The 21,995-nt window shown below is 71.8% G+C and carries 21 protein-coding genes; 9 read left to right on the top strand and 12 right to left on the bottom strand.

Annotation, left to right across the window (positions count from 1 at the left end; genetic code table 11):
• Nucleotides 1-26: 26 nt before the first annotated feature.
• Both IE136_RS16835 and IE136_RS16830 read right to left on the bottom strand, forming a co-directional pair.
• The gene (locus IE136_RS16835; protein ID WP_158994999.1) at nucleotides 27-1,577 is read right to left on the bottom strand and encodes a glycoside hydrolase family 53 protein; all 1,551 of its coding nucleotides are present in this window, start codon (nucleotides 1,575-1,577) and stop codon (nucleotides 27-29) included.
• A gap of 295 nt (nucleotides 1,578-1,872) precedes the next feature.
• Nucleotides 1,873-3,894, bottom strand: coding sequence for a beta-galactosidase (locus tag IE136_RS16830; RefSeq protein ID WP_189600740.1), 2,022 nt, complete (start codon nucleotides 3,892-3,894; stop codon nucleotides 1,873-1,875).
• A 189-nt stretch (nucleotides 3,895-4,083) separates the two neighbouring features.
• Here IE136_RS16830 and IE136_RS16825 point away from each other — a divergent pair, with 189 nt between their 5' ends.
• The 4 genes from IE136_RS16825 (at nucleotide 4,084) to IE136_RS16810 (ending at nucleotide 8,411) form a co-directional block, all read left to right on the top strand.
• Complete coding sequence (locus IE136_RS16825) at nucleotides 4,084-5,403, top strand: ABC transporter substrate-binding protein (RefSeq protein ID WP_158993094.1); 1,320 nt, start codon at nucleotides 4,084-4,086, stop codon at nucleotides 5,401-5,403.
• Nucleotides 5,404-5,543: 140 nt separating this feature from the next.
• A complete protein-coding gene (locus IE136_RS16820; protein ID WP_229818916.1) occupies nucleotides 5,544-6,446 on the top strand; it encodes a carbohydrate ABC transporter permease in 903 nt (300 codons plus the stop codon).
• Complete coding sequence (locus IE136_RS16815) at nucleotides 6,443-7,360, top strand: carbohydrate ABC transporter permease (protein WP_158993096.1); 918 nt, start codon at nucleotides 6,443-6,445, stop codon at nucleotides 7,358-7,360. The genes IE136_RS16820 and IE136_RS16815 overlap by 4 nt, the downstream gene beginning before the upstream one ends.
• Before the next feature lie 25 nt (nucleotides 7,361-7,385).
• Complete coding sequence (locus tag IE136_RS16810; RefSeq protein WP_158993098.1) at nucleotides 7,386-8,411, top strand: LacI family DNA-binding transcriptional regulator; 1,026 nt, start codon at nucleotides 7,386-7,388, stop codon at nucleotides 8,409-8,411.
• A gap of 68 nt (nucleotides 8,412-8,479) precedes the next feature.
• Here IE136_RS16810 and IE136_RS16805 read toward each other — a convergent pair whose 3' ends face one another.
• Nucleotides 8,480-9,259: a LysR substrate-binding domain-containing protein gene (locus tag IE136_RS16805; RefSeq protein WP_158993100.1), complete on the bottom strand. Its 780-nt coding sequence runs from the start codon at nucleotides 9,257-9,259 to the stop codon at nucleotides 8,480-8,482.
• A gap of 58 nt (nucleotides 9,260-9,317) precedes the next feature.
• Here IE136_RS16805 and IE136_RS16800 point away from each other — a divergent pair, with 58 nt between their 5' ends.
• Both IE136_RS16800 and IE136_RS16795 read left to right on the top strand, forming a co-directional pair.
• Nucleotides 9,318-9,722 carry a DUF5997 family protein gene (locus tag IE136_RS16800; RefSeq protein ID WP_158993102.1) on the top strand — a complete coding sequence of 135 codons (405 nt, stop codon included), beginning with the start codon at nucleotides 9,318-9,320 and terminating at the stop codon, nucleotides 9,720-9,722.
• Between the two features lie 201 nt (nucleotides 9,723-9,923).
• Nucleotides 9,924-10,325: a nuclear transport factor 2 family protein gene (locus IE136_RS16795; RefSeq protein ID WP_158993104.1), complete on the top strand. Its 402-nt coding sequence runs from the start codon at nucleotides 9,924-9,926 to the stop codon at nucleotides 10,323-10,325.
• Here IE136_RS16795 and IE136_RS16790 read toward each other — a convergent pair.
• The 4 genes from IE136_RS16790 to IE136_RS16775 all read right to left on the bottom strand — a co-directional run bounded on the left by IE136_RS16790 (nucleotide 10,322) and on the right by IE136_RS16775 (nucleotide 12,934).
• Nucleotides 10,322-11,143, bottom strand: a complete 822-nt coding sequence (locus IE136_RS16790) for an SGNH/GDSL hydrolase family protein (RefSeq protein WP_158993106.1) — start codon at nucleotides 11,141-11,143, stop codon at nucleotides 10,322-10,324. The genes IE136_RS16795 and IE136_RS16790 overlap by 4 nt on opposite strands.
• 91 nt (nucleotides 11,144-11,234) lie before the next feature.
• Nucleotides 11,235-11,930 carry a type 1 glutamine amidotransferase domain-containing protein gene (locus IE136_RS16785; protein ID WP_158993108.1) on the bottom strand — a complete coding sequence of 232 codons (696 nt, stop codon included), beginning with the start codon at nucleotides 11,928-11,930 and terminating at the stop codon, nucleotides 11,235-11,237.
• Nucleotides 11,931-12,176: 246 nt separating this feature from the next.
• Complete coding sequence (locus tag IE136_RS16780; RefSeq protein ID WP_158995003.1) at nucleotides 12,177-12,437, bottom strand: hypothetical protein; 261 nt, start codon at nucleotides 12,435-12,437, stop codon at nucleotides 12,177-12,179.
• A gap of 5 nt (nucleotides 12,438-12,442) precedes the next feature.
• Nucleotides 12,443-12,934 carry a hypothetical protein gene (locus tag IE136_RS16775; protein ID WP_189600739.1) on the bottom strand — a complete coding sequence of 164 codons (492 nt, stop codon included), beginning with the start codon at nucleotides 12,932-12,934 and terminating at the stop codon, nucleotides 12,443-12,445.
• A gap of 83 nt (nucleotides 12,935-13,017) precedes the next feature.
• Here IE136_RS16775 and IE136_RS16770 point away from each other — a divergent pair, with 83 nt between their 5' ends.
• Both IE136_RS16770 and IE136_RS16765 read left to right on the top strand, forming a co-directional pair.
• Complete coding sequence (locus IE136_RS16770; protein WP_158993112.1) at nucleotides 13,018-13,359, top strand: PadR family transcriptional regulator; 342 nt, start codon at nucleotides 13,018-13,020, stop codon at nucleotides 13,357-13,359.
• Nucleotides 13,356-14,054, top strand: a complete 699-nt coding sequence (locus tag IE136_RS16765) for a permease prefix domain 1-containing protein (protein ID WP_189600738.1) — start codon at nucleotides 13,356-13,358, stop codon at nucleotides 14,052-14,054. Before IE136_RS16770 ends, IE136_RS16765 begins: the two co-directional genes overlap by 4 nt.
• Before the next feature lie 65 nt (nucleotides 14,055-14,119).
• Here the strand turns inward: IE136_RS16765 and IE136_RS16760 are convergent, their stop codons facing one another.
• The 3 genes from IE136_RS16760 to IE136_RS16750 all read right to left on the bottom strand — a co-directional run bounded on the left by IE136_RS16760 (nucleotide 14,120) and on the right by IE136_RS16750 (nucleotide 19,109).
• A complete protein-coding gene (locus IE136_RS16760; RefSeq protein WP_158993116.1) occupies nucleotides 14,120-16,165 on the bottom strand; it encodes a pectinesterase family protein in 2,046 nt (681 codons plus the stop codon).
• A 29-nt stretch (nucleotides 16,166-16,194) separates the two neighbouring features.
• Nucleotides 16,195-17,547, bottom strand: a complete 1,353-nt coding sequence (locus IE136_RS16755; protein WP_189600737.1) for a pectate lyase family protein — start codon at nucleotides 17,545-17,547, stop codon at nucleotides 16,195-16,197.
• A 176-nt stretch (nucleotides 17,548-17,723) separates the two neighbouring features.
• The gene (locus IE136_RS16750) at nucleotides 17,724-19,109 is read right to left on the bottom strand and encodes a cytochrome P450 (protein ID WP_229818897.1); all 1,386 of its coding nucleotides are present in this window, start codon (nucleotides 19,107-19,109) and stop codon (nucleotides 17,724-17,726) included.
• Nucleotides 19,110-19,243: 134 nt separating this feature from the next.
• Here IE136_RS16750 and IE136_RS16745 point away from each other — a divergent pair, with 134 nt between their 5' ends.
• Nucleotides 19,244-19,834: an isochorismatase family protein gene (locus IE136_RS16745; RefSeq protein WP_158993120.1), complete on the top strand. Its 591-nt coding sequence runs from the start codon at nucleotides 19,244-19,246 to the stop codon at nucleotides 19,832-19,834.
• Nucleotides 19,835-19,903: 69 nt separating this feature from the next.
• Here the strand turns inward: IE136_RS16745 and IE136_RS16740 are convergent, their stop codons facing one another.
• Together IE136_RS16740 and IE136_RS16735 are read right to left on the bottom strand one after the other, a co-directional pair.
• On the bottom strand, nucleotides 19,904-20,635 hold the full coding sequence (locus IE136_RS16740; protein ID WP_308432422.1) for a phosphatase PAP2 family protein: 732 nt from the start codon (nucleotides 20,633-20,635) through the stop codon (nucleotides 19,904-19,906).
• Complete coding sequence (locus IE136_RS16735; protein WP_189600736.1) at nucleotides 20,632-21,990, bottom strand: diacylglycerol/lipid kinase family protein; 1,359 nt, start codon at nucleotides 21,988-21,990, stop codon at nucleotides 20,632-20,634. The genes IE136_RS16740 and IE136_RS16735 overlap by 4 nt, the downstream gene beginning before the upstream one ends.
• Between the last annotated feature and the right edge of the window lie 5 nt (nucleotides 21,991-21,995).

Below are 21,995 nucleotides of genomic sequence, written 5' to 3'. Positions count from 1 at the left end.
GTACCGACGGGCCGCAACCGTACCGATCAGCGGTGGGCGAGCCACCCCGCCGCCGGTAGCAGCCTGCTGTCGTAGTCGAACAGCGCCTGGTTCTCCCATCCGTTGCCCGACGACGGATCCGCCGGATCCCATCCGTTGCCGGGGACGGCGGTCCAGGTGGGCTCCCAGTAGACGACCCCGAGCCCGCGGCCGTTCGGCACGGCCTCGACCACGTTCATCACGTCGCGCAGCCAGGCCGCCTGACCGGCCGCACTCGCCGGGTAGCCCGAGATCAGCTCCGCCGAGGTGTCGATGATGTTCTCGTGGCCGTCCTCGCTGTCCAGCCGGAAGGCGTACGCCGTCTCGGCGACCAGCACCTTCTTCCCGTACCGGGCGGAGATGTCGTCGAGATTGGCCTGCAGGTCGGACAGCGGGCCGTGCCAGTAGCCGTAGAAAGACAGGGCGATGACGTCGAAGCTCACGCCCTGCGCGGTGGCGTTGTCGAACCACCAGCGGTACAGGCTGTTGTCACCGCCGTGGGCCAGGTGCAGGGCGACCTGGGTCGAGGAGGACACCGCCTTGGCGGCCGAAGCGCCCGACTTCAGGAGCCCGGCCAGCTGTGACCAGTTGTTCGTGGAGCCCTCTGGCCACAGCATGCCGGTGTTGATCTCGTTGCCGATCTGCACCATGTCGGCGGTGGTGCCCTGCGCCTTCAGTGCGTTCAGGACGTCGTACGTGTGCTGGTACACGTCCGTCGTGAGCTGACCGTACGAGTGCCCCGCCCAGGCGGCCGGCTTGGTCTGGGCCCCCGGGTCGGCCCACGTGTCGGAGTAGTGGAAGTCGACGAGCAGTTTCATGCCCTGGGCCTTGATGCGCTTCGCGGAAGCCAGCACCCGGGCCTTGTCGTTGTAGCCGTCGGCCGGGTTCACCCACACCTTGAGACGGCCGTAGTTGGCGCCCGCGGACTTCAGGATCGCCAGCGGGTCACCCGTGACCCCGGCGGCGGTGCGGTACGTCCCGCCGAGGTCCTGGCTCTTCCTCAGCGAGGAGACGTCGACGCCCCGGACCGGGAGACCGGTCGACCCGGGGCCGAACGCCAGGTCGTCGACGTTGATCCAGTTCCCGGCCCTGGCATCGGAGTTGATGCTCACCGTGCACTGGCCGCCGGTCACCGCGATCGAGGTGACCAGACGTATCCAGGCGCCGTTGGGGGTGGGCGGCAGGTCGGTGCGCTGTTCGGCCGAACCGCAGTTGCGCAGCGCGAGAAAGGCGGAGTTCTGGCCGCCGCTCGAACGCACCCAGGCGCTGAGCGTGTACGTGCCGTTCGTCAGCCCGGTCAGGTGCTGGTACGTCTCCACCTTGTAGGCGGAGGAGGACCAGTGGGTCAGCCGGTGACCGCCGCTGCGGCCGCCGGACTCGGTGAACGAAGCGGCGTTCTGGCCGCTCGCCGAGTAGGCCGACCAGCCGGCCGGCGTCGCCGTGCCTGCGCCGCCCGACTCGAAGCCGGTGTTGGTGAGGGTGGCGGCGGCTTCGGCCGGCGCCGAGGGCAGTGCGGTCAGGAAGAGAGCGGCGATCGCGGAGGCTGCCGCGGCTCGCAGTGACCACGGACCGCGTGAAGTGCGTGAGGTGCGTGTGGTGCGGGGAACGGCGTGCACTGTCGATGTCCCTTCGACGGTGGAGGGAGGGGGGAGTGTGGTGCTCGGTGGTGCCTTTCGCCCGGGGTGGCGGCGGTGTGCCGAGATGCCCCGGGTGGTGCTCGGTGGTGCCGTGCGCCTGGGCGGTCGTCGGTGTGCCGAAGCCGCCCCGGGGCGTAACGGGCCGTGCGGGATGGTGCGGTTCACCCGGGAGCGGTCGCTGCGGGGGCGGCCGCTCCCGGGGAGTAGGGGGAGGAGGTCAGGCGTCGAGGCGTACGACGCGAACAGATCCCGCCGGGACGGGGAGATGCCCGGCCGCGTGCTCGCCGCCGAGGAGTTCGGTGCCGGGGGACTCCAGCGGCACCTTCACGTCGTGCGCGGTGTGGTTGAGCGCGAAGAGGAAGTCGCCCCCGTCGCCGGAGCGGCGGACGACCTCTACGTCGCGGGGCAGCTCCACGCGCGGCTCGATGCCCGCGTCCTCGCAGGCGGCGCTCAGGATCACGTCCAGCGAGGCCGTGTCGAGCCGGGTGGAGACGTACCAGGCGGTGCCCTCGCCCAGGCGGTGACGGGTGACCGCGGGACGGCCGGCCGCCGGTCCGTCGGCGTACGTCCACACGGGCCGGGCCCCGCGCTCCACGACGAACTCGGTCCAGACGTCGCCGGTCAGCGACGCGCCGTCCGGCCCGGTGATCCGTACCGACTCGCCCTCGCCGAGCGGGGACCACTCCTCCACGGTCAGCCCCAGGACGTCGCGCAGGGCGCCCGGGTACGCGCCCGGGTGGACGGCGTCGTGCTCGTCGACGATCCCGGAGAAGTACGAGACCACGAGGGTGCCGCCGTTCTCCACGTACTCCCGCAGGTTGCGCCCGGCGGCCTCGGTGGTGAGGTAGAGCGCGGGGACCACGACCAGGGGATAGGCCGACAGGTCCGCCTCGGGGTGGGCGAAGTCGACGGTCAGGTGCCGGTCGTAGAGCGTCTCGTAGAAGGCGTCGGCGCGCTCCCGCGCCTCGTGGTCCTCGGTGGGGCGCCACTCCAGGCTCTGGGCCCACCAGGAGTGCCAGTCCCACACCATGGCCACGTCCGGGACGGTGCGGGTGCCCCGCAGACCGGCCAGCGAGTCGAGGTCGGCGCCGAGCCGGACCACCTCGCGCCAGACCCGCGAGTCGGTCCCGGCGTGCGGCACCATCGAGGAGTGGAACTTCTCGGCCCCGCGCCGGGACTGGCGCCACTGGAAGAACATGGCTCCCTCCGATCCGCGCGCCACATGGGCGAGGGAGTTGCGGGCCATCTCGCCGGGGCGCTTGGCGGGGTTGCGCGGCTGCCAGTTGACGCCCGACGTGGAGTGCTCGAGGAGCAGCCAGGGGGCGCCGCCGGCGACGGAGCGGGTGAGGTCGGCGGCCATTGCGAGGTTGACGTGGGTGCGGCGGCCGTCGGTGATCAGATAGTGGTCGTTGGTCACCAGATCGACCTCGCGGCCCCAGGCCCAGTAGTCGACGGAGTCGCTCTGGCTGAGGGCGGTCATGAAGTTGGTGGTGACCGGAACGCCGGGGGAGAGCCGGTGCAGGACGTCCCGCTCGGCGCGGAAGTTCTCGCGCATGGTGGCGTCGGCGAAGCGGCGGTAGTCGAGCTGCTGGGCCGGGTTGCCGACGGTGGGCGTCAGGCGCGGCGGGTCGATCTGCTCGTACGAGGTGTAGTGCTGGCCCCAGAAGGCGGTGCCCCAGGCCTCGTTGACGGCCTCCACCGAGCCGTGACGGGCGTCGAGCCAGCGGCGGAAGCCGTCCGCGCAGGTGTCGCAGTAACAGGCGCTGACCGGGACGCCGTACTCGTTGTGCACGTGCCAGAGCGCGAGCGCCGGGTGGGTGGCGTACCGCCGGGCGAGCTGGGTGGTGATCCGCGCCGCGGCCTCGCGGTAGGCGGGTGAGCTGTGGCAGATGGCCCCGCGGGACCCGTAGGAGTACCGCACGCCCTCGCGGCTGACCGGCAGCGCCTCGGGGTGGGCGCGGTAGAACCAGGCGGGCGGGGCCACCGTGGGCGTGCCCAGGTCGACGCGGACGTCGTTCTCGTGCAGCAGATCGAGGATCCGGTCGAGCCATCCGAAGTCGTACGTGCCCGGCTCGGGTTCGAGCAGGGCCCAGGAGAAGATCCCGACGCTCACCATGGTGACGCCGGCCTCGCGCATCAGCCGGACGTCCTCCTGCCAGACACTTTCCGGCCACTGTTCAGGGTTGTAGTCCCCACCGAAGGCGAGCCGGTGCAGGCCCTTGGGAGTGGTCTCCCGCATGCGTGTCTCCTGAGTGTCAGAACGTCGACATCTGTGAACGTACACACATCAGATCTCGATGTGGCAACGCAACATAACCGCACACGATCCACCATTGACAAGTGTCCGGAACGTTTCTCTACTGTGAACGCTCACAGATGCATGGCCGGCCTTCCACCGAGGGAGGCCGCTCGTCAGGGGAGAGGCTCCATGCCCATCGTTTCGCGTCACCGTCGTGCTGTCTCCGTCGCCACCGCCGTCGCCCTGGGCGCGGCCACGCTCACCGCCTGCGGCTCGTCCGACGGCGGCGACCAGGCCGAGTCCGGCCCGGTTTCGCTCACCTACTGGGCCTGGGCGCCCAACATGGACAAGGTGGCGGCGCTCTGGAACCAGAAGAACCCGGACATCAAGGTCACGGTCCAGAAGCAGGCGTCCGGCGACGACCTGGTGACGAAGATCATCACCGCCTCCAAGGCCCACCAGGCCCCCGACCTCGTGCAGGCCGAGTTCCAGGCCCTGCCGACGCTGGTCAGCAACGACGCACTCGCCGACATCTCCGAGGAGGTCGGCGGCGCCAAGGACAAGTTCACCCCGGGCCTGTGGCAGCAGACCACGCTCGGCAGCGACGCCGTCTACGCCGTGCCCCAGGACTCCGGGCCGATGATGTTCTACTACCGCACCGACCTCTTCCAGCAGTACGGGCTGAAGGTGCCCACCACCTGGGACGAGTTCGCCGCCACGGCGAAGGCCCTCAAGGCCAAGGCGCCCGGTAAGTCGCTGACGACCTTCTCCTCCAACGACGCCGGTCTCTTCGCCGGCCTCGCCCAGCAGGCCGGCGCGCGGTGGTGGACCACCGAGGGCCAGAAGTGGAAGGTCGGCGTCGACGACGCCGCCACCCGGAAGGTCGCCGACTTCTGGGGCGGCCTCGTCCAGGAGGGCGCCGTCGACAACCAGCCGATGTACACCCCCGCCTGGAACAAGGCGCTCAACACCGGGCAGCAGATCGGCTGGGTCAGCGCCGTCTGGGCCCCCGGCACCCTCACCACCGCCGCCCCCGACACCAAGGGCAAGTGGGCCGTCGCACCCCTGCCCCAGTGGGACGCGGCCAAGCCGGCCACCGGCAGCTGGGGCGGCTCCACCACCGCCGTCACCACCGACTCCAAGCACAAGGCCGCGGCCGCGAAGTTCGCCACCTGGCTCAACACCGACCCCGAGGCGCTCGCCGCGCTGGTGAAGGAGTCCGGCATCTACCCGGCCGCAACCGCCGCCCAGACCGGCGGCGCCCTCGCCAAGGCCCCGGACTTCTTCGCCAACCAGCCCGACTTCTACGCGCGGGCCGCGGCGATCGCGAAGACCACCGCCCCCGCCGCCTGGGGCCCCAATGTCAACGTCGCCTACACCTCCTTCAAGGACGAGTTCGGCAAGGCCGCCAAGGTCAAGTCCAAGGGAGGTTTCGCCGACGCCCTGACCGCCATGCAGGCCGCCACCGTCGCGGACCTGAAGAAGCAGGGCTTCGAGGTCGCCCCGTGACGCAGCCCACCACGGGCGTGCACCGGTCGTACGGGGCCGAGCCGGCCCCGTACGACCACCCGTCGCCCACCACCGCCCACGAGGGAGCGCGAAGCGCGCCCCCGAACTCTCCGTCGCCCGCAGCCACGAGCACCGCCGGCGTGAAGCGAGCCCGCAGCGCGCCGTACCTCTTTCTTCTCCCGGCCGCCGTCCTCTTCGCCCTCTTCTTCGCGCTGCCCATCGGCTACGCGATCTGGCTCAGTTTCCACAAGATCGAGGTCAAGGGTCTCGGACTGGGCAAGGGCGCCAGGAGCGAGGTCTGGGCCGGCCTGGAGAACTACACCGCCGCCCTCGGCGACTCCGAACTCGGCGCCAGCGCCCTGCGCATCGCCGGCTACGGCATGATCGTCGTCCCTGTCATGCTCGGCCTCGCCCTGCTCTTCGCGCTCCTGCTCGACTCCGAACGAGTGCGCGCCCGCTCCTTCTCCCGGCTCGCGATCTTCCTGCCGTACGCCGTCCCCGGCGTCATCGCCGCCCTCATGTGGGGCTTCCTGTACCTGCCGGACGTGAGCCCCTTCTTCTACCTCCTCGACGCCTTCGGGCTGCCGCAGCCGGACCTGATGGACGGCGGACCGCTCTACCTGGCGATGTCCAACATCGCCGTCTGGGGCGGCACCGGCTTCAACATGATCGTCATCTACACCTCGCTGCGCTCCCTGCCCGCCGAGGTCTTCGAGGCGGCCCGGCTCGACGGCTGCTCACAGCTGCAGATCGCCCTGCGGATCAAGATCCCAATGGTCGCGCCCTCGCTGGTGCTCACCTTCTTCTTCTCCGTCATCGCCACCCTCCAGGTCTTCAACGAGCCGACCACGCTCCGGCCGCTCACCAACGGCATCCCCACCACCTGGAGCCCCCTGATGAAGGTCTACAACGACGCCTTCACCGGAGGGAACATCCACGCCGCCTCGGCCACCGCCGTGGTCCTCGCCCTCGCGACCTTCCTGCTCTCCTTCGGCCTGCTCAAGGCCTCCAACCGCCGTACGAAGCAAGGAGCCACCCGATGAGCGGGCTCGCCTCCCCGCCGCAGGTGCGCAAGGCCGCACCCGCGGCCGGCACCACCCCCGGAGCCTCCCAGGGCCCGCCGCCCACCCGCCGCGTCGCCCTGCTGCCGACGGCGGCCCTCGTGCTCGGCGCGCTCTACTGCCTGCTGCCCATCGCCTGGGTCCTCGTCGCCTCCACCAAGTCGGGCGCCGACCTCTTCTCCACCTTCACCTTCCTGCCCGGCGACGGCTTCGGTGACAACCTCGCCGACCTCTCCGCGTACCGCGACGGCATCTACTGGCGCTGGATGGCCAACTCCGTCTTCTACGCGGGCCTGGGTGCCGTCCTTTCCACCGTCGTGTCCGCCCTCGCCGGCTACGCCCTCGCCGTCTACCGCTTCCGGGGGCGCGAGGCCTTCTTCGACACGATCCTGACGGGCGTCCTGATGCCCCCGGTGATCCTCGCCATCCCGCAGTACCTGCTCATGGCCGAGGCCGGCATGACGGACACCTACCTGTCCGTCCTGCTGCCGCTGATCCTCTCCCCGTACGGGGTCTACCTCGGGCGGATCTACGCCGAGGCCGCCATCCCCATGGAGCTGGTCGAGGCCGGACGGATGGACGGCGCCGGCGAGTTGCGCATCTTCCTGCGGATCGCCGTCCCGATGATGTCCCCCGGCCTGGTGACGATCTTCCTCTTCCAGTTCGTCGCCATATGGAACAACTTCCTGCTGCCGTTCATCATGCTCGGCGACGACGAGAGGTTCCCCATGACCGTCGGCCTGTTCACCCTGCTGAAGCAGGGCGCGGGGCAGCCCGCCCTCTACACCCTGGTGATCACCGGCGCCCTCCTCGCCATCGTCCCGCTCATCGCCCTCTTCTTCGTGATTCAGCGGTTCTGGAGCCTCGACCTGCTCTCCGGCGCCGTAAAGTCCTGAGCACAGGGGAACAGGGGAACAGAGCATGAGCACAGCAGCGAACAGGCGTCGCCCGGCGACCATCCACGACGTGGCGCGCGAGGCGGGGGTCTCGCGCGGAACGGTCTCGCGGGTCCTCAACGGCGGTCACTACGTGAGCCCCACCGCGAAGGCGGCCGTCGACGCGGCGATCCGCAGAACGGGTTACGTCGTCAACCGGCACGCCCGCTCGCTGATCACCGGCAAGTCCGACTCCGTCGCCTTCCTGCTGACGGAGCCCCAGGAGCGGTTCTTCGAGGACCCCAACTTCAACGTGCTGCTGCGCGCCTGTACGCAGGCGCTCGCCGCGCAGGACATCCCGCTGCTGCTGATGATCGCGGGCACCGAGGACGAGCGGCGGCGCAACCTGCGCTACATCGAGGCGGGGCACGTCGACGGCGTGCTCCTGGTCTCCAGCCACTCGGGCGACCCCGTCGTGACGCGGCTCCACGAGGCCGGGGTTCCGGTCGTCGCCTGCGGCAAGCCGCTCGGCCAGACGGCCAAGATCGGCTACGTGGCGGCGGACGACCGCGACGGAGCGCGGGACATGGTCCGCCATCTGTACGAGACGGGCCGCCGCCGGATCGCCACCGTCACGGGTCCGCTCGACACCCCCGGCGGCGTCGAGCGTCTCGCCGGCTACCGCGAGACGCTCGCGGAGTACGGACTGCCCGCGGACGAGGCGCTGATCGTCCAGGGCGACTACAGCAGGGCGGGCGGCGAGTCGGCCGCGGCGCGCCTGCTCGAAAGCGCCCCGGACATGGACGCCGTGTTCGTCGCCTCGGACCTCATGGCCCAGGGGGTGCTGGACACGCTCGACCGGGCCGGGCGCCGGGTGCCCGAGGACATCGCCGTGGGCGGCTTCGACGACTCGCCCGCCGCACTGTCCTCCCGCCCGCCGCTCACCACCATTCGTCAGCCATGGGACCGGATCAGCACGGAGATGGTCAGGACGCTCCTCGCCCGCATAGCGGGAGAGGAACCGGCCGCCGTCATCCTGCCCACGGAACTGGTCCGCCGCGCGTCCACCTGAGCAGACCGGCCGCACCCCGGCCCGTGTGCGGGACGAGGCCCACGGGGCCGCGGCCACGGGTCCGCGGGCTACGGCCGACGGCGCGGCTTGCCGGGCTTGGCTCGCTTGGCACCCTTGGAGGCGGCGGACCCGCCGGATCCGGTCCGGGAGGTCTTTCCCGTCGTCCTGCCGCCCGCTTTCCCGCCCTGCTTGGCGCCCGCGTCCGGGCGCTTGCCCTTCGGCTGGGGAGGTGTCGCGGGGCGGCCCCGCGTGCTGTTCACGGTCCGGCCGCGCACGATCCCGATGAACTGCTCCACCAGGTCCGTGGTCTCCTCCTGCGGCCAGGACAGAGCGACCCGCGACTCGGGCGTGCCCGTGACCGGCCGGTAGGTGAGGTCCTTGCGATGGTGCAGCCGGGCGAGGGACTGGGGGACGACGAGCAGGCCCACGCCCGCCGCGACCAGTTCGATGGCGTCCGCGGTGGTGGCCGGACGCTCGAGCGCCGCAAGCCCCGGAGGCCGATCCCAGTCGAGCGTGTCGTCGAGGGGGTGCAACACGATCTCGTCGGCCAGATCCTCCGGCGCGACCTCCTCGACCGCCGCCACGACGTGGTCCTTCGGGACCACGACCACCGTCGTCTCCGTGTACAGGGGGATCGCGCTGAGATCCGTACGGTCGACAGGGAGGCGTACGAAGCCCGCGTCGGCGCCGCCCTCGCGCAACAGGCCGAACGCCTCGGCGGCGGTCACCTGGACGAGGGTCAGGGGGACGTCGGGCAGCCGCTCGTTCCAGATCCGCACCCACTTCGTGGGCGTCACTCCAGGGACGTACGCGAGCCGGAACGAAGGGGATACTTCCGAGCCTGTCACTCCGCCAGGTTACCCGTCGTGGTCACGGGTCGTGCACACGCTCGATACCCTTGACACCATGACGTCGCACCAGAGCACCCAGACGATGAAGCCCGCGACCGCGGCGAAGAAGCTGGGTGTGTACCTCGAGGCCACCCCCGCCGAGTTCCAGGAGGGTGTCGTCTCGCGCACCGAGCTGAACAACCTGCAGGCCGATCCGCCCGAGTGGCTCCGCGAACTGCGGCGCAACGGCCCGCACCCTCGCCCGGTGATCGCGGCGAAGCTCGGCATCTCGATCTCCGGCCTCGCGCGGGGAGGCATCACGGACGCCCTCACCACGGAGCAGATCGAGGCGCTGAAGAAGGAGGAGCCCGAGTGGCTCCAGAAGGAGCGAGCCACCCAGGCCGACGTGCGCAAGGAGGCGGCGCGGATCAAGGAGAAGAACGCGCAGCGCGCCGAGCAGCCCGAGAGCCGGCGCTCCTGACCCACGAGGTCGCGACCTGCCCGAGGGTCGCACCGGGCGCTCCTCCATGAACGGAAGCAGGGGCGGTCCGCCCCGCCGATACGGCGGGGCGGACCGCCCCTTTCGTCGTCTCCCGGCCTCCCCGAGGGGTGGACGGTGACAGCGGCGAACCCCTACCCTCCGAAGCACCTATTAACTTTGGTGACTATGGAGGTCGGTCTCATGCACCCGTTCCGCAAGGCCGTCGAAGAGCGTGACGCGGCCGCCGTGGAGTCCCTGCTCGCCGACGACGTGCTGTTCACCAGTCCGGTCGCGTTCAAGCCGTACCGCGGAAAGGCCTTCACCGCCGCGATCCTGCGAGGTGTCCTGCGCGTCTTCGATGACTTCGCCTACACGCGCGAGATCGTCGACGCGAACGGCCGGGACCATGCCTTCCTCTTCACGGCCACGGTCGACGGCAAGCGGATCCAAGGGTGCGACTTCCTCCACTTCGACGAGGAGGGGAAGATCGACGACTTCACCGTGATGGTGCGACCGCTCTCCGCCGCCCAGGCGCTGGCCGAGGCGATGGGCGCCCAGTTCGACCGCGTCACGGCGGAGGCGGTGGCGGGGCCCACCCCCTAAGGGGAGGCCGGCGGGTCGGTGGGCGGGAGCGTGAGCGGCAGCATGTCGGGGCGCTTGGCCGTGCGACCGTCGCCCGAGGAGCGCCCGCGCAGGCGGCGGCCGATCCACGGGCCGAGGAAGGTGGCGGTCCAACGCAGCTCGGCGAGGACCGCGCGCAGGGCGTTCGACGGGGTGTGCGGCCGCTCGGGGAGCGGGTGGGTCCACTCCTCGCCGCTCCCGGGCAGGGCGAGCGCGTGGGCGAGGGCGGCGGCGATGCGCGCGTGACCGAGCGGGCTCGCGTGCAGCCGGTCCGGGCTCCACAGGCGGGAGTCGGTGACGACGGCGTGCGGGAAGGTGTCGGCCACGAGGACGCCGTGCAGGCCGGCGGCCTCCCGGATGCGCGCGTTGAGCGCGGCGACACGGGAGCCGACCGGCCGGGCGAGCGGGACGATCCGCGTGGCGTCCGGGAAGGTGACGGTCGCGACCGTCACGCCCCGCGCCGTGAGCGCGGCGAACATCGCCTCCAGGTGCCCGGCCACCTCGTCGGCGTCGAAGCGCGGCCGCAGAAGGTCGTTCATGCCGGCGACGACCGTGGCCACGTCCGGGCGGAGCGCGAGGGCGGGCGCGAGCTGTTCCGCCCGGACCTGCCCGGCGAGACGGCCCCGCACTCCGAGGTTGGCATAGGTGAGGTCCGGGCTGGTCTCCGCGATCCGCTCGGCCAGGCGATCGGCGAACCCGCGAAGCCCTGTGGTGTCCTCGCCGTCCCCGAGGCCTTCCGTCTGGCTGTCGCCCAGGGCGACGTAACGCGTGTACGGGCCGTCGTGCGCGGGCCTGTGCATGGGCCTTGCTCCTCCGTGAGGCGTGGTGACGTGCGCGGCACGTCGATCCTACGCAACGCGGAGAGTATTCAATTCCATTAATAGGAGGGCATCAGGTCAGCTTCTTGAGGACCTCGGTCGCGAGCGGAGCGGATGAGGCCGGGTTCTGGCCGGTGACGAGATTGCGGTCGACGACGACGTTCGGGGCCCACGGCTCGCCCACCCGGACGTCCACGCCGGCCTCGGTCAGGCGGGTCTCGAGCAGCCACTCGGCCTTGTCGGCGAGACCGGCCTGGGTCTCCTCGGCGTTGGTGAAGGCCGCCACCCGGTAGCCGGCGAAGGCGTTGGTGCCGTCCTCCTTCGTGGCGGCCAGCATCGCGGAGGGTCCGTGGCAGACGACGGCGAGCGGCTTGCCCGACTTCAGGGCCTCGATCAGGAGGCGGCCGGAGGCGGCGTCCACCGCGAGGTCCTCCATCGGCCCGTGGCCACCGGGGTAGAAGACGGCCGCGTACTCGTCGAGGTTCACCTCCTCCAGCGCGATCGGCTGCCGGAGTTCGGTGATCGAGGCGAGCGCGGCGGCGATCCGGTCGGCGCCTTCCTGGCCGCCGTTGACCTCCGGTGCGAGGCTGCCCCGGTCCACGGTGGGGACGACTCCGCCGGGGGTGGCGACGACGATCTCGTGTCCCGCCTCTTTGAATGCCTCGTACGGGGCGACGGCCTCCTCGGCCCAGAAGCCGGTCGGGTGCTTGGTTCCGTCGGCCAGGGTCCAGTGGTCGGCGCCGGTCAGCACGAAAAGGATCTTCGACATGGAATCACTCCGGGGTGGGGTTCGCAGGGCCGTCGGGCGGTCTTCGTGTCGCGCGCCGCGCCGTTCGGTGAACGCCGACGCTCCGGACCGACCCGGACCGTCGTGCGGCGACGTCTTCGACGGTAGGACTCGCGGCCATAGGTTTCCAATGAGGAATCCAATGCCACCCATTGGAATCCCGATGGAGCGCCCCACGGCCCCGAGGCCGGGCCACGGCGACGCGCCCCGCCGCGGTCCGCTCGCCCGTCACGCTCGTGCCGAAAGGCTCGCCCGGAGACGCCTCAGGGCGAGCAGTCCGCCGACGCCCGGGACGACGGCCCGCCGGCGGGCACCCAGCGGGGCGGCTCCGGTGAGCTGCCAGGTCACCGCGATGACGACGAGATAGGCGGAACCGTGAACGGGGCCGGTGAGCGACGAGATCACCTCCGCGTGCGTGGTGAGCAGGTTGGCCGGCAGGAGCGCGAGGGAGGCGGCTTCGACGCCCGCCGCGATGTGCAGGGTGCGCATCGCGCTCACGCTCCCGTGGTGGAGCCGGGACGGACGATCATCAGAACCACGACGATCGCCCAGAGCAGGTTGAAGATGCCCGTGAGCATGCTCAGGCGGGCCGCCGTCGGCTCGGGCGCGCCGCCGCCGCTGCCGGCGCTGCCGCCGCCACTGCCGGCAGGGGCGAGCAGGTGCTGCTGGCCGGGCAGGATCGCCAGCGCCAGAAGGGCCGCCGCGAGGGCGGTCAGCGCCAGCGAGGCGAGGAGCCAGGCGTCGGTGAGGACCCCGAGCTGGAGGGCCGTGGCGATCCCGAAGACCGGAACGGCCACGCCCGCGACGGCGTAACCGCGACAGATCCGGTGCAGGAGCGCGGCGATCCCGCCGACCCGCGCATCCGGTTCCGGGCCGGCGTTGACCGCCTGACGTCCGTACCGAGGGAAGAGGGAGGCGGCCACGGCGATCGGTCCGACCACCAGAATCGCCGCGAGTACGTGTATGGACAGCAGCAGCTTCGTCACTGTGAACCCCTTCAGCCGCTCATTAATATGTTGGCTGCCAATAGATAGCACGCCTACTGCGGCGATGTGTAGGCTGCCTACTCATGAGGGCAGACGCGGTACGAGGACACCTGGACGGCCTGTTGCTGGCCGTGCTCGAACAGGGGCCGCTGCACGGGTACGCGATCATCGCCGCGGTGCAGCAGCGCAGCGGAGGTGTGCTCGACCTGAGGACGGGCACCATCTATCCGGCGCTCAACAGGCTGGAGCGGCTGGGTTTGCTGACCAGTAGCTGGGACGCCGTCGGCGAGCGCCGCCGGCGCTGTTACGCGCTCACCGACGCGGGACGGAGCAGCCTCGCCGGCGAGCGGGCGGCCTGGCGGGAGTTCACGACGGCGATCGGCTCGGTCCTGAACCCGGGCGTCCAGCCCCGGCCCGCGACGTGAACGCCTCCCGCCGGGCGGGCGACCCCATCGAGGAGTACGTCGCGGAGTTGACCGGAGTCCTGCACGGCCCGTCCCGGACCAAGGCGCGGATGATCGAGGAGATGCGCGACGGCCTCGCCGACACGGCCGCTGCCTACAGAGAGGACGGGCTGCCCCACGACCACGCCGTGCGGCGCGCGGTGGAGGAGTTCGGTACCCCCGAGGAGCTTGCCCCCGCCTGCCAGCGGGAACTGACCGTGGCCCAGGCCCGGCACACGGCCCGTACGGTCGTCCTCACCGCGCCCTTCCTCGTCGCCTGCTGGTACCTGCTCCTGCCGGCCGGGTCGGGCGTCGAGCCGCTGGGGCCGCGCACCGTCCAACTGCTGGCCGTGCACCTGGCCGGCGTCGCGGGCGTCGCCGCCCTCTTCGCCGCCGCCGCGCTGGCCGCCACGGGCGGCCTCGCCCGCCGCCTGCCACTGCCGCACCGCCTGCCGCTCGCCGTCGCGTGGGCAGGTACCACCGCGAGCGTGGCCATGGCACTGGCCACCCTCGCCCTCGCCGTCGCCTCCCTCATGGCGGCCGACTGGCCCCTTGTCGCGCTCGCCGGCGCCCTCGCGGCCGCCTCCCACGCACTGACGGCGCCCTCGGCCCGCGCCGGCCGGAGATGCGCCCTCCTGCTCACCCCCCAGCCCGTCGCGACCCGCGTCGGCGGGTGACGACGGAATGCCCCGGGCCCGCCCGTACGAAGGTACGGGCGGGCCCGGGGGCCGGGAAGCCGGGTTCACCGGGAGCGCTGTGGGGCCCAGCCGTCGTCGCCCGCGAGGTAGTGGGCCGTGGTGTGGGTGGCGGCCTCGGTCGCGGTCATCTGCGGGCGGTCGGGGGTGAGGAGCGCACCCGGCCCGGTGTTGCGGTACTCGGCGAAGCGGGCGTCCCGCCAGGAGAAGCCGCTCATGTCCGTCCACGGTGACGCCTTGACGGCGGCGGGGAGTTCGGTGTCGCGGACGAGGACCTGGCCGACGGCCCGCGGCTCGCCTCCCGGGTGCCACGGCCGGCCGAGGTGGAAGGACCCGGCCGGCGCGTCGCTGACGACCTTCGAGCGGCTGATGAGGATGCCGTAGGGGTTGCCGGCCCAGGTCGAGGCGGCGGTGATGTAACCGTTGTTGCTGTCGGACCCACGGCTGAGGGCCTTGATGACGGAGTCCTCGATGACCGCCGTGGCCCGGCCGTAGATGAAGTCGACGTCCCCCTCCACGAAGGAGTCGTGGACGTAGACGCGGCTGCGCGTCGTCAGCTGCGGGGTGTCCACCATGAGCGTGTCCTGGTTGCCGAGGAAGGCGGTGTCGTCGAAGACCAGCCGGTCACCGGTGGTCTTCACGGCGAGTGCCTGCTCTCCGGCGATCTCGACGGCCGCCTCGTCGAAGTCGTTGGAGAAGGTCAGGTTGCGGGCGGTGAAGTCGTTCCCCTCGACCAGGACGGTCGCGCTGCCCCACGAGCCCTGGGTGCCGCCCCCGGGCTTCGGCGCGCCGGCGGGCGTGTCGTGGACGACGAGCGTGTCGGAACGGCTCCGGCCGGTGCCGAGGAGCGTGACGTGGTGGCGGTCACGGCCGACGCGTACCTTCTCCCGGTACGTTCCGGGGGCGAGGCGGATCGTGATCTCCGTGGCGTTGCCCGCGGGCACGGCGTCGACCGCCGCCTGCACGGTGGAGTAGTCGGCGGGGACGTCGAGGGTGGTGTTCGTGCCGATGGTCTTCTGCGGCCCCGAGAACCGCGTGACCAGCGCCGGGACGGCGGAGGCCGGGTCGAGGCGGTACGCGTAGAAGGCCCGTGGGTCGAAGGCGGCGCCCCATGTGTCGTGGCGGCCCGTCGTCCCCTTCAGTACGGAACCGCGCTGGACCAACTCCGCGGTCGCGTCCGCCTGGTAGGGGTGCTGGATCCCGTCGTAGTAACTGTTCTCGATGACCATCCTGGTCCTGCCGCGCGCGTAGTTCCCGTACGTCCAGACCGGGTCGCCGTCGTCGACCTGCGCCGACAGGTAGTTGTTGTAGAGATGGGCGTAGGCGCAGTTGTCCGCGGAGGGATTGCGCTGCTTGGTGCCGTCGAACCAGTTGTGGTCGATGGTGACCTGCGTCTTCACGTTGCTCGTCCAGCCGATGCCGAACGCCTTGTTGTGGTTCTCGAACCGGTTGTACGAGACGGTCACGTACCGACTGTCCTTGCGCAGGTCGATCAGGCCGTCCCCCATGCGCGTGAGACGGTTGTGGTCGATCCAGACGTGGTCGACCGTGTCCATCTGGATGGCGTCGAAGTCGCTCGTCTTGCCGTCCCAGTCGCCCTCGACGTACGAGTCGCGGATGGTGAGGTTACGGATGATCACGTTGCTGGTCCCCGGGCCAAGATGCAGCTCCCCGTGGACGATCTCGCCCGTGGTGCCGATGCCGACGATGGTCTTGTCGGACGTCACGTCGATCTCCGAGCCGAACGGTTCCACCTCGATGGTTCCCTCGACCCGGATGATGTACGGCTCGGGGGCGCCCGCGTACGCCTTGAGTGCCGCCTGGTCGGTGACAGTGACGACCTTTCCGCCGGCGCCCCCGGTGGTGCCACCGGCGAGCGAGGCGAAGCCGTGGGCGGTGTCCGACCACCTGGCGCCCGCGGTGGGACCGGATGGCTCCGCGCCGGACCGGGTGGTGGCGGCTGGGGCGTCCGCCCGCGCTTCCTGGGCGGCGACGGAGGTGGCCAGGGCGGCGAGCAGGGCGGTGGCGGCGGCCACCGCGGCCCGCACTCCGCCTCTGCGGCGTGTGACGGACGGGAGGAGGATGTCTCGCATTGCGGCTCCCAACAGGCTCTGATGGACGGTCAGTCGGTGGACGGGGTCGTGGTGCGGTCCGCGTGGGCCGTCAGCCTTCCGGCGCCCGCACCGCGCGCCACGGCACGGTCGGCCTGCTCGGCGGTGTCGATCGGGCCGTGGAGCGTCGGCGTCCAGCCGACGTCGGGCGTCAGGTCGCGTTCGCTGCCGGAGTTGTAGCTGTTGTTGAGGGCGACCAGGTCGACCGGGAACCCGTTGAAGAGGGTCCCGGTGGCGTGCAGGGCGCTGCCGTTCCAGCTCTTGACCACGTCGGCGGCCTCGATGTGGCCCGGCGTGGTGAACGCGTTGTTCTCGGCGCGGACGCGGGACTCGGTCGAGATGCCCAGGAAATAGCGGTGGTCGTGCGCGTCCGGCGGCACCACGTAGCGGTTGTTGTAGACGTGCACCTGCCCGAAGCGCACGCGGGGGGCGCGCTGCACGACCGAGCTGAACTCGTTGTGGTGCAGGGTGACCCGCAGCTTCCCGCGGTCGCCGGTCGCCGTGTCGCTGTTGCCGATGAGCATCGCCTTGTCGTGATCGGCGAACCGGCTCCACTCCACGGTGATCAGGTCCGAGCCGTTGGTGATGTCGAGCAGCCCGTCGTGGCGCAGATAATTCCGGCCGAAGTACGTCGGCTCCTCGGCGTCCGGACGCCCGGCGTCGGAGGCGGTGATGTGATCGATCCACACGTGGGTCGCCCCGCGCAGCCACAGGTTGTCGTAGGCGCTCTTCCAGTCGCCGAGGCCGCCGGTGTTCGGCTGCCAGACGGGGAAGCAGTCGTAGGCGTCGCGGAACTCGAGGTTGCGGATGATGACGTTGTCGGCGTTCTCCACCTTCAGGCTCGCGCCCTTCAGGACGGCGCCCGAGCCGATGCCGACAAGGGTGGTGTGTGACCCCACGGACAGCTCGACGCGTTCCGCCTGGCGCCGGGCGGACGCCTGGCGCGCCTCCTCCTGCGGCCCCGCGGGCTTGGCGCCGCCCCAGGTGCGGGGGTCGTAGGCGGCCAGGTACCTCCTCAGGTCGTAGCCGTCGACGGCGTAGTCCTCGCAGTCGAGGCGACGGCCGCGGTCGTCGGTGTTGGCGTCGATCGTCCCGACGACGCGGATGATCTTCGGAGTGTCGCTGCCGCCGTCGAGAGCGCGCACGAGCCCCTCCCGGTCGTGCACGGTGAAGACATGGGCGTCGTCGGCGGCCGCCCCGCCCGTGGTCCCTCCGCCCGCGGCGGCCCAGCCGTCCCGGGCCGGCAGGGTCTCACGCTCGACGCCCCGGCCGCCCTCCCGGCCGTCGGCGGAGGCGGGCACGCTCAAGGCCGCCAACAGACCGGCGGCCACGGTGACATGCAGGACATGACGCACGAGCGGCATGGGGCACCTCTCACGTATGAGATACGAGATTCAGCTCGCTGAACGTAGAAGCGCGACCCCCCTTTAGTCAACGCTCCTAACAAAAGGAGATGCTGTCTATGTCCGTGGAGGGTTCCCATATACGTGAATGTGCTGCGATGGCGCGAAGCAGGGCGACGAGGCGCGGAGGGGCGCTGTCAGAGGGCCGGCGAGGCCGTGGGCGAGGATGCGACCGGGACGCGCAGGGGTGCGCGGAAGGACAGCAGGTCGAGGACGGGTGAGTGGGCCGCCTCGGCCGTCAGCCGGACGCCGGGCAGTCGGCGGGCGGCCGCGCGGAGCGCCACCGCCGCTTCGGTACGGGCGAGAGAAGCACCCGGGCATCGGTGGCGGCCCACGCCGAAGGCCAGGTGGTGGCGGGAGTTCGCGCGGTGGGGGCGCATCTCCTCGGGGTTCTCGAAGACCTCGGGATCCGAACCGCTGCCCATGAGCATCAGCAGCAGTTCGGCGCCGGCCGGCAGCGGCGTCCCGCCCACCTCCACCGCGTGCGCGGTGACGCGACGCCACGTCGTCACGGGCGGTTCGCGGCGCAGCACCTCCTCGACCCACGCCTTCGCGAGGCCCTCCTCGTGGCCCGGGCGCGGCCACAGGCCGGGCTCGGCGAGCGCGCTGCGCAGGACGGTGGCGATCAGCTGCCCGGTCGTGGACTGCCCGGCGATGAACACGAAGAAGCAGGCGCCGACGGCGGTCTCCAGGTCGAGCAACTCCCCGTCGGGCAGACGGTGCCGGACCAGGGCTCCCACGAAGCTGTCCGCCGGGGCCGTACGGTCGCTCACGAGCGAGGTGAGCCACTGGTGGAACTCACCGACCAGCGCAGCCAGTTCGAGCTGACGCTCGGGGGAGGGGCGTCCCCAGAAGAGCTCCAGCGACGCGTCGCTCCAGCGGACCAGGGTCGTGGTGTCGAGACCGTGGATGCCGAGCAGCTCCATCATCACCCGGCAGGGCAGGGTGTGCGCGAAGGCCCCGAAGAGGTCGCTTCCGTCGGTCGTGTCGATCTCCGTACACACGGTGTCGAGCAGTTCGTCGGCGACGCGCTCGATCACCGGCACGGCGGCCGCGACCCGCTCCGCGTTGAAGAACCGGGTGACGACACGGCGCAGGCCGGCATGGCTCGCGCTCGCGTTGTTCGCCAGCGCGGGGCGCACCCGGAAACCCGCCCGGGCGAGCACCCGGAGAGCCGGAACACCCAGTGGGGTGATCGCGTGCTGGGCGTTGTCCGGACGGAAGGCCGTCGGGTCGAGCAGCACCCGGCGGATGTCCTCGTAACGGCTGATCAGCCACAGCCCGGTGGCGGGATCCCGGTGGACCGGCGCCTCGGCCCGCAGGCTGTCCAGCCAGGGGTACGGGTCGCGGACGAAACCCTCGCCGAAGAGGTCGAGCAGCCCGAACGGATCCTGGAGCCCGCTCGCTCCGCCCCTACCTGCCACATCGCTCGCTCCGGCCGCACCGCGCGTCGCCTCACCGTACGGACAGAGTCCGGACGCGGTGTCCGTGAGGGCGGCGGGGCGGCTGGGGGCGGAGGTCACGGTGGCGGACGCTAGCACGCCGACGTGTACGTACCGGGCGGTGTGTGCGGGGGATCACCCGGAACCCGCACGACCGGCACGAGGACGGCGGAAATTCGGCGGCGGGAGACACGGCAGCCGGACAGGATGGCGGGATGAGCCATCCCGCATCCTCCCCATCTCCCGTAGACGCGCTCCTCGTTGTGGACGTCCAGTCGGCCTTCGTCACCGGCGACGGGGCCGTCCCCGCGGCGGCCCGGCTCCTGGAGCGGACGACCGACCTGATCGCACGGGCGCGACGCAGCGGAGCGATCGTCGTCCACCTCCAGAACGACGGACCGCCCGGATCGGACGACGAGCCGCACACGCCGGGCTGGGAGCTGCGCCACCGCGTCGAGAGCGGCCCCACGGAGGTCGTCATCCGCAAGACCAGGGACGACGGCTTCGACGGCACCCCGTTGGCCGGCCTGCTGACCGAAGCCGGGGTGACGTCGCTCGCCGTCTGCGGCGTGATGTCCGAGATGTGCGTCCAGGCGACGGCGCGTACGGCCCTGGAGCTCGGCTACCGCGTCGTGCTGCCGCACGACGCCCACGCCACGCAGGACATCCCGGCAGCCCCCGGCATCAGCGACCGGGTCCCCGCCCACACGGTCTCGCGCGTCGCCGCATGGGCGCTGGGCGACGACGCGGAGGTCACCACGCCGGCCGCGGAGGTCACGTTCGGCGCCGTGCCCGCGCGGACCTGAGGCGCGACCGGGAGCAGGACCCCGCGGGCGACGGTACGCCGGGCCCGGTTCCGCGCTGCCGGCCCCACGTCAGGTGAGGGACGAGACCGCTGATCCCAGCCGCTTCAGCAGGCGCATCCGCGTGGTGAACGGCAGCGCGTCGAGGGCGAGGACGGCCGCGGCGCTCGCGACCCCGAGAACCGCGCCCGCGGCGACGTCGCCGGGGTAGTGGACGCCCGTGTGGACACGGGAGTAGCCCACCGCGCAGGCCAGCGCCCCCAGGGGGATCGCCGCCGGCGGGACCACGACCCCCACGGCGGTGGCGAACGCGACGGCGGAGGCGGTGTGCCCGGACGGAAAGGAGGCGGACGTCGGCATGGGCACGTGGCGGTCGGCGCTCACCCGCGCCGCCTCCCGGTCCGGGCGGGCCCTGCGCACCAGGCGCTTGCCGAGCAGGTTGGCCGAGGCCGAGGCCGCGGCGACCGCTCCGACGCCCAGGAACGCCGCCCGTCGGGCGCGGCCACCGCCCACGGCCATCAGGGCGGCGATGCCGAAGGAGATCTTGGACTTGTCCGCCGCGGCGGACAGTCGGCGCAGTCCCGCGTCGAGCGTCGGGGTGGGCGTGGCGGCCACCGCGGCGTACACGGCCCCGTCGACGGCGCGCAGGTCCCCGAGCACGGCGGCGAGATCACGGCGCGGTTCGTGTCGTGGCCGACAGCGCGGCTCGTGGCCCAGCGCCCGGGACGTCGTGTCCTCCTCGGTCATGTTCTTCTCCTCAGGGCTGATCCGGTGGATCGGGTGCATGCGCTCGTCTCCCGTCATCGATCATCTCCGTCATGTCGGTCATCTCCGTCGGTCACCGGCCGGCCGAGTGCGAGTGTCAGGACGCGCCGCCAGTCGAGCGGCGGAGCGACCGGCGGAACCCCCGGCCTGTCACGGGGGACAAGGACCCGCAGGGCGCCCGGGCGGACGGCGCAGGTGACGGGCACGGTCAGCGTCAGCGCTTCGCCGTCCACCGCGACCGCCACGGTCGGGGTGGTGGCGGTGACCTCGACCCGATGGGCGGTCAGCACGTTCAGGCCGTCCGACAGGGAGCCCCGCACGGCGAGTTCGGCCGCCCCCGCGGCGCCGTCCACCCGGACTCCGATCACGCCCAGCCGGCCCCCGTCGAGCCGGGGCCGGCGGCCCGCGCCCAGGGGATCCGCCGTCGCGTACGGGTTGTTGCTCACGAGCAGGGCCTGCTGGGCCGGGAGCGGTGTGCCGTCCACGACGGCGTCGAGACGGTCGCCGGCGCCCCCGAGCAGGAGATCGGGCATGACCTCGAGCGCCGTTCCGGCCTTGGCATCGCGGTACTCGGGGTGCTGCACGACCTGCGCGTACACCCCGAACGACACCGTGTTGACGAAGGCCCGGCCCGCGACGGTGCCCAGGTCGACCCGGAGTTCCTCGCCGTCGGTCAGGGCGTCCAGGCAACGAGAGGGGTCCGTGCGGTCCAGACCCAGGTCCATCGCGAAGTGGTTGCGGGTGCCCGCGGAGATCACCAGGAACGGCACGTCGTGCTCGACGGCGACCCCGGCCACCAGCGCCTGCGTACCGTCGCCGCCCGCGACCCCCAGCAGGTCCGCCCCCTCGGCCACCGCCTCGCGGGCGATCGCCGCCACGTCGGCCCGAGCCGACGGGTCGAGCAGGATCACCCGGGCGCCCAGCTTCTCCGCCCGCGCGGCCAGACCGAAGCGTTCGACCTTGCCGCCGCCCGAGGCCGGGTTCATCAGGAGGACCGGCTGCCGGGGAGGTGCCACCGCCCGCCCTCGTCCCCCGGCCGGGGGAAGCGGCTTGCGCACAGCGGCCCGGGCGCAGGCCAGGGACACGCTCCACAGGGCGAGCGCCATCAGCGCCGTCGACCACAGCCCACTGCGCACGAAGAGGACGAGGACGCCGGCGGGCGCCGCGCCCATGAGCATCGATCCGCACAGCCGCAGCGGCCCCCGGTGCGCGAGCACCCACCAGGCGCCGACGGCCGTGACGACCAGGCCGGCAAGCCCGCTGAGGAGCACCAGGAGCCCGCCGCCCCCGAGGCCGAGAAGCAGAACGGCGACCGCCGCCGCGGCCGCCAGCAGGGCGATCCGGGCCGACCACCGCGCCACCCCCGCCGCGTCTCTCGTACCGTTCACCGTCATCCCTG

The organism is Streptomyces lateritius (assembly GCF_014649715.1).
Taxonomy (GTDB): Bacteria; Actinomycetota; Actinomycetes; order Streptomycetales; family Streptomycetaceae; genus Streptomyces; species Streptomyces lateritius.
Note: the sequence above shows the minus strand (reverse complement) of the source record. Positions and strands in the feature narration are given on the sequence as shown.

Coding starts and splice junctions, on each gene's coding strand:
- IE136_RS16830 (WP_189600740.1), bottom strand. CDS start 3,894: ATGCGGGAGACCACTCCCAAGGGCCTGCACCGGCTCGCCTTCGGTGGG.
- IE136_RS16825 (WP_158993094.1), top strand. CDS start 4,084: ATGCCCATCGTTTCGCGTCACCGTCGTGCTGTCTCCGTCGCCACCGCC.
- IE136_RS16815 (WP_158993096.1), top strand. CDS start 6,443: ATGAGCGGGCTCGCCTCCCCGCCGCAGGTGCGCAAGGCCGCACCCGCG.
- IE136_RS16810 (WP_158993098.1), top strand. CDS start 7,386: ATGAGCACAGCAGCGAACAGGCGTCGCCCGGCGACCATCCACGACGTG.
- IE136_RS16800 (WP_158993102.1), top strand. CDS start 9,318: ATGACGTCGCACCAGAGCACCCAGACGATGAAGCCCGCGACCGCGGCG.
- IE136_RS16795 (WP_158993104.1), top strand. CDS start 9,924: ATGCACCCGTTCCGCAAGGCCGTCGAAGAGCGTGACGCGGCCGCCGTG.
- IE136_RS16790 (WP_158993106.1), bottom strand. CDS start 11,143: ATGCACAGGCCCGCGCACGACGGCCCGTACACGCGTTACGTCGCCCTG.
- IE136_RS16785 (WP_158993108.1), bottom strand. CDS start 11,930: ATGTCGAAGATCCTTTTCGTGCTGACCGGCGCCGACCACTGGACCCTG.
- IE136_RS16780 (WP_158995003.1), bottom strand. CDS start 12,437: ATGCGCACCCTGCACATCGCGGCGGGCGTCGAAGCCGCCTCCCTCGCG.
- IE136_RS16770 (WP_158993112.1), top strand. CDS start 13,018: ATGAGGGCAGACGCGGTACGAGGACACCTGGACGGCCTGTTGCTGGCC.
- IE136_RS16760 (WP_158993116.1), bottom strand. CDS start 16,165: ATGCGAGACATCCTCCTCCCGTCCGTCACACGCCGCAGAGGCGGAGTG.
- IE136_RS16755 (WP_189600737.1), bottom strand. CDS start 17,547: ATGCCGCTCGTGCGTCATGTCCTGCATGTCACCGTGGCCGCCGGTCTG.
- IE136_RS16745 (WP_158993120.1), top strand. CDS start 19,244: ATGAGCCATCCCGCATCCTCCCCATCTCCCGTAGACGCGCTCCTCGTT.
- IE136_RS16740 (WP_308432422.1), bottom strand. CDS start 20,635: ATGACGGGAGACGAGCGCATGCACCCGATCCACCGGATCAGCCCTGAG.
- IE136_RS16735 (WP_189600736.1), bottom strand. CDS start 21,990: ATGACGGTGAACGGTACGAGAGACGCGGCGGGGGTGGCGCGGTGGTCG.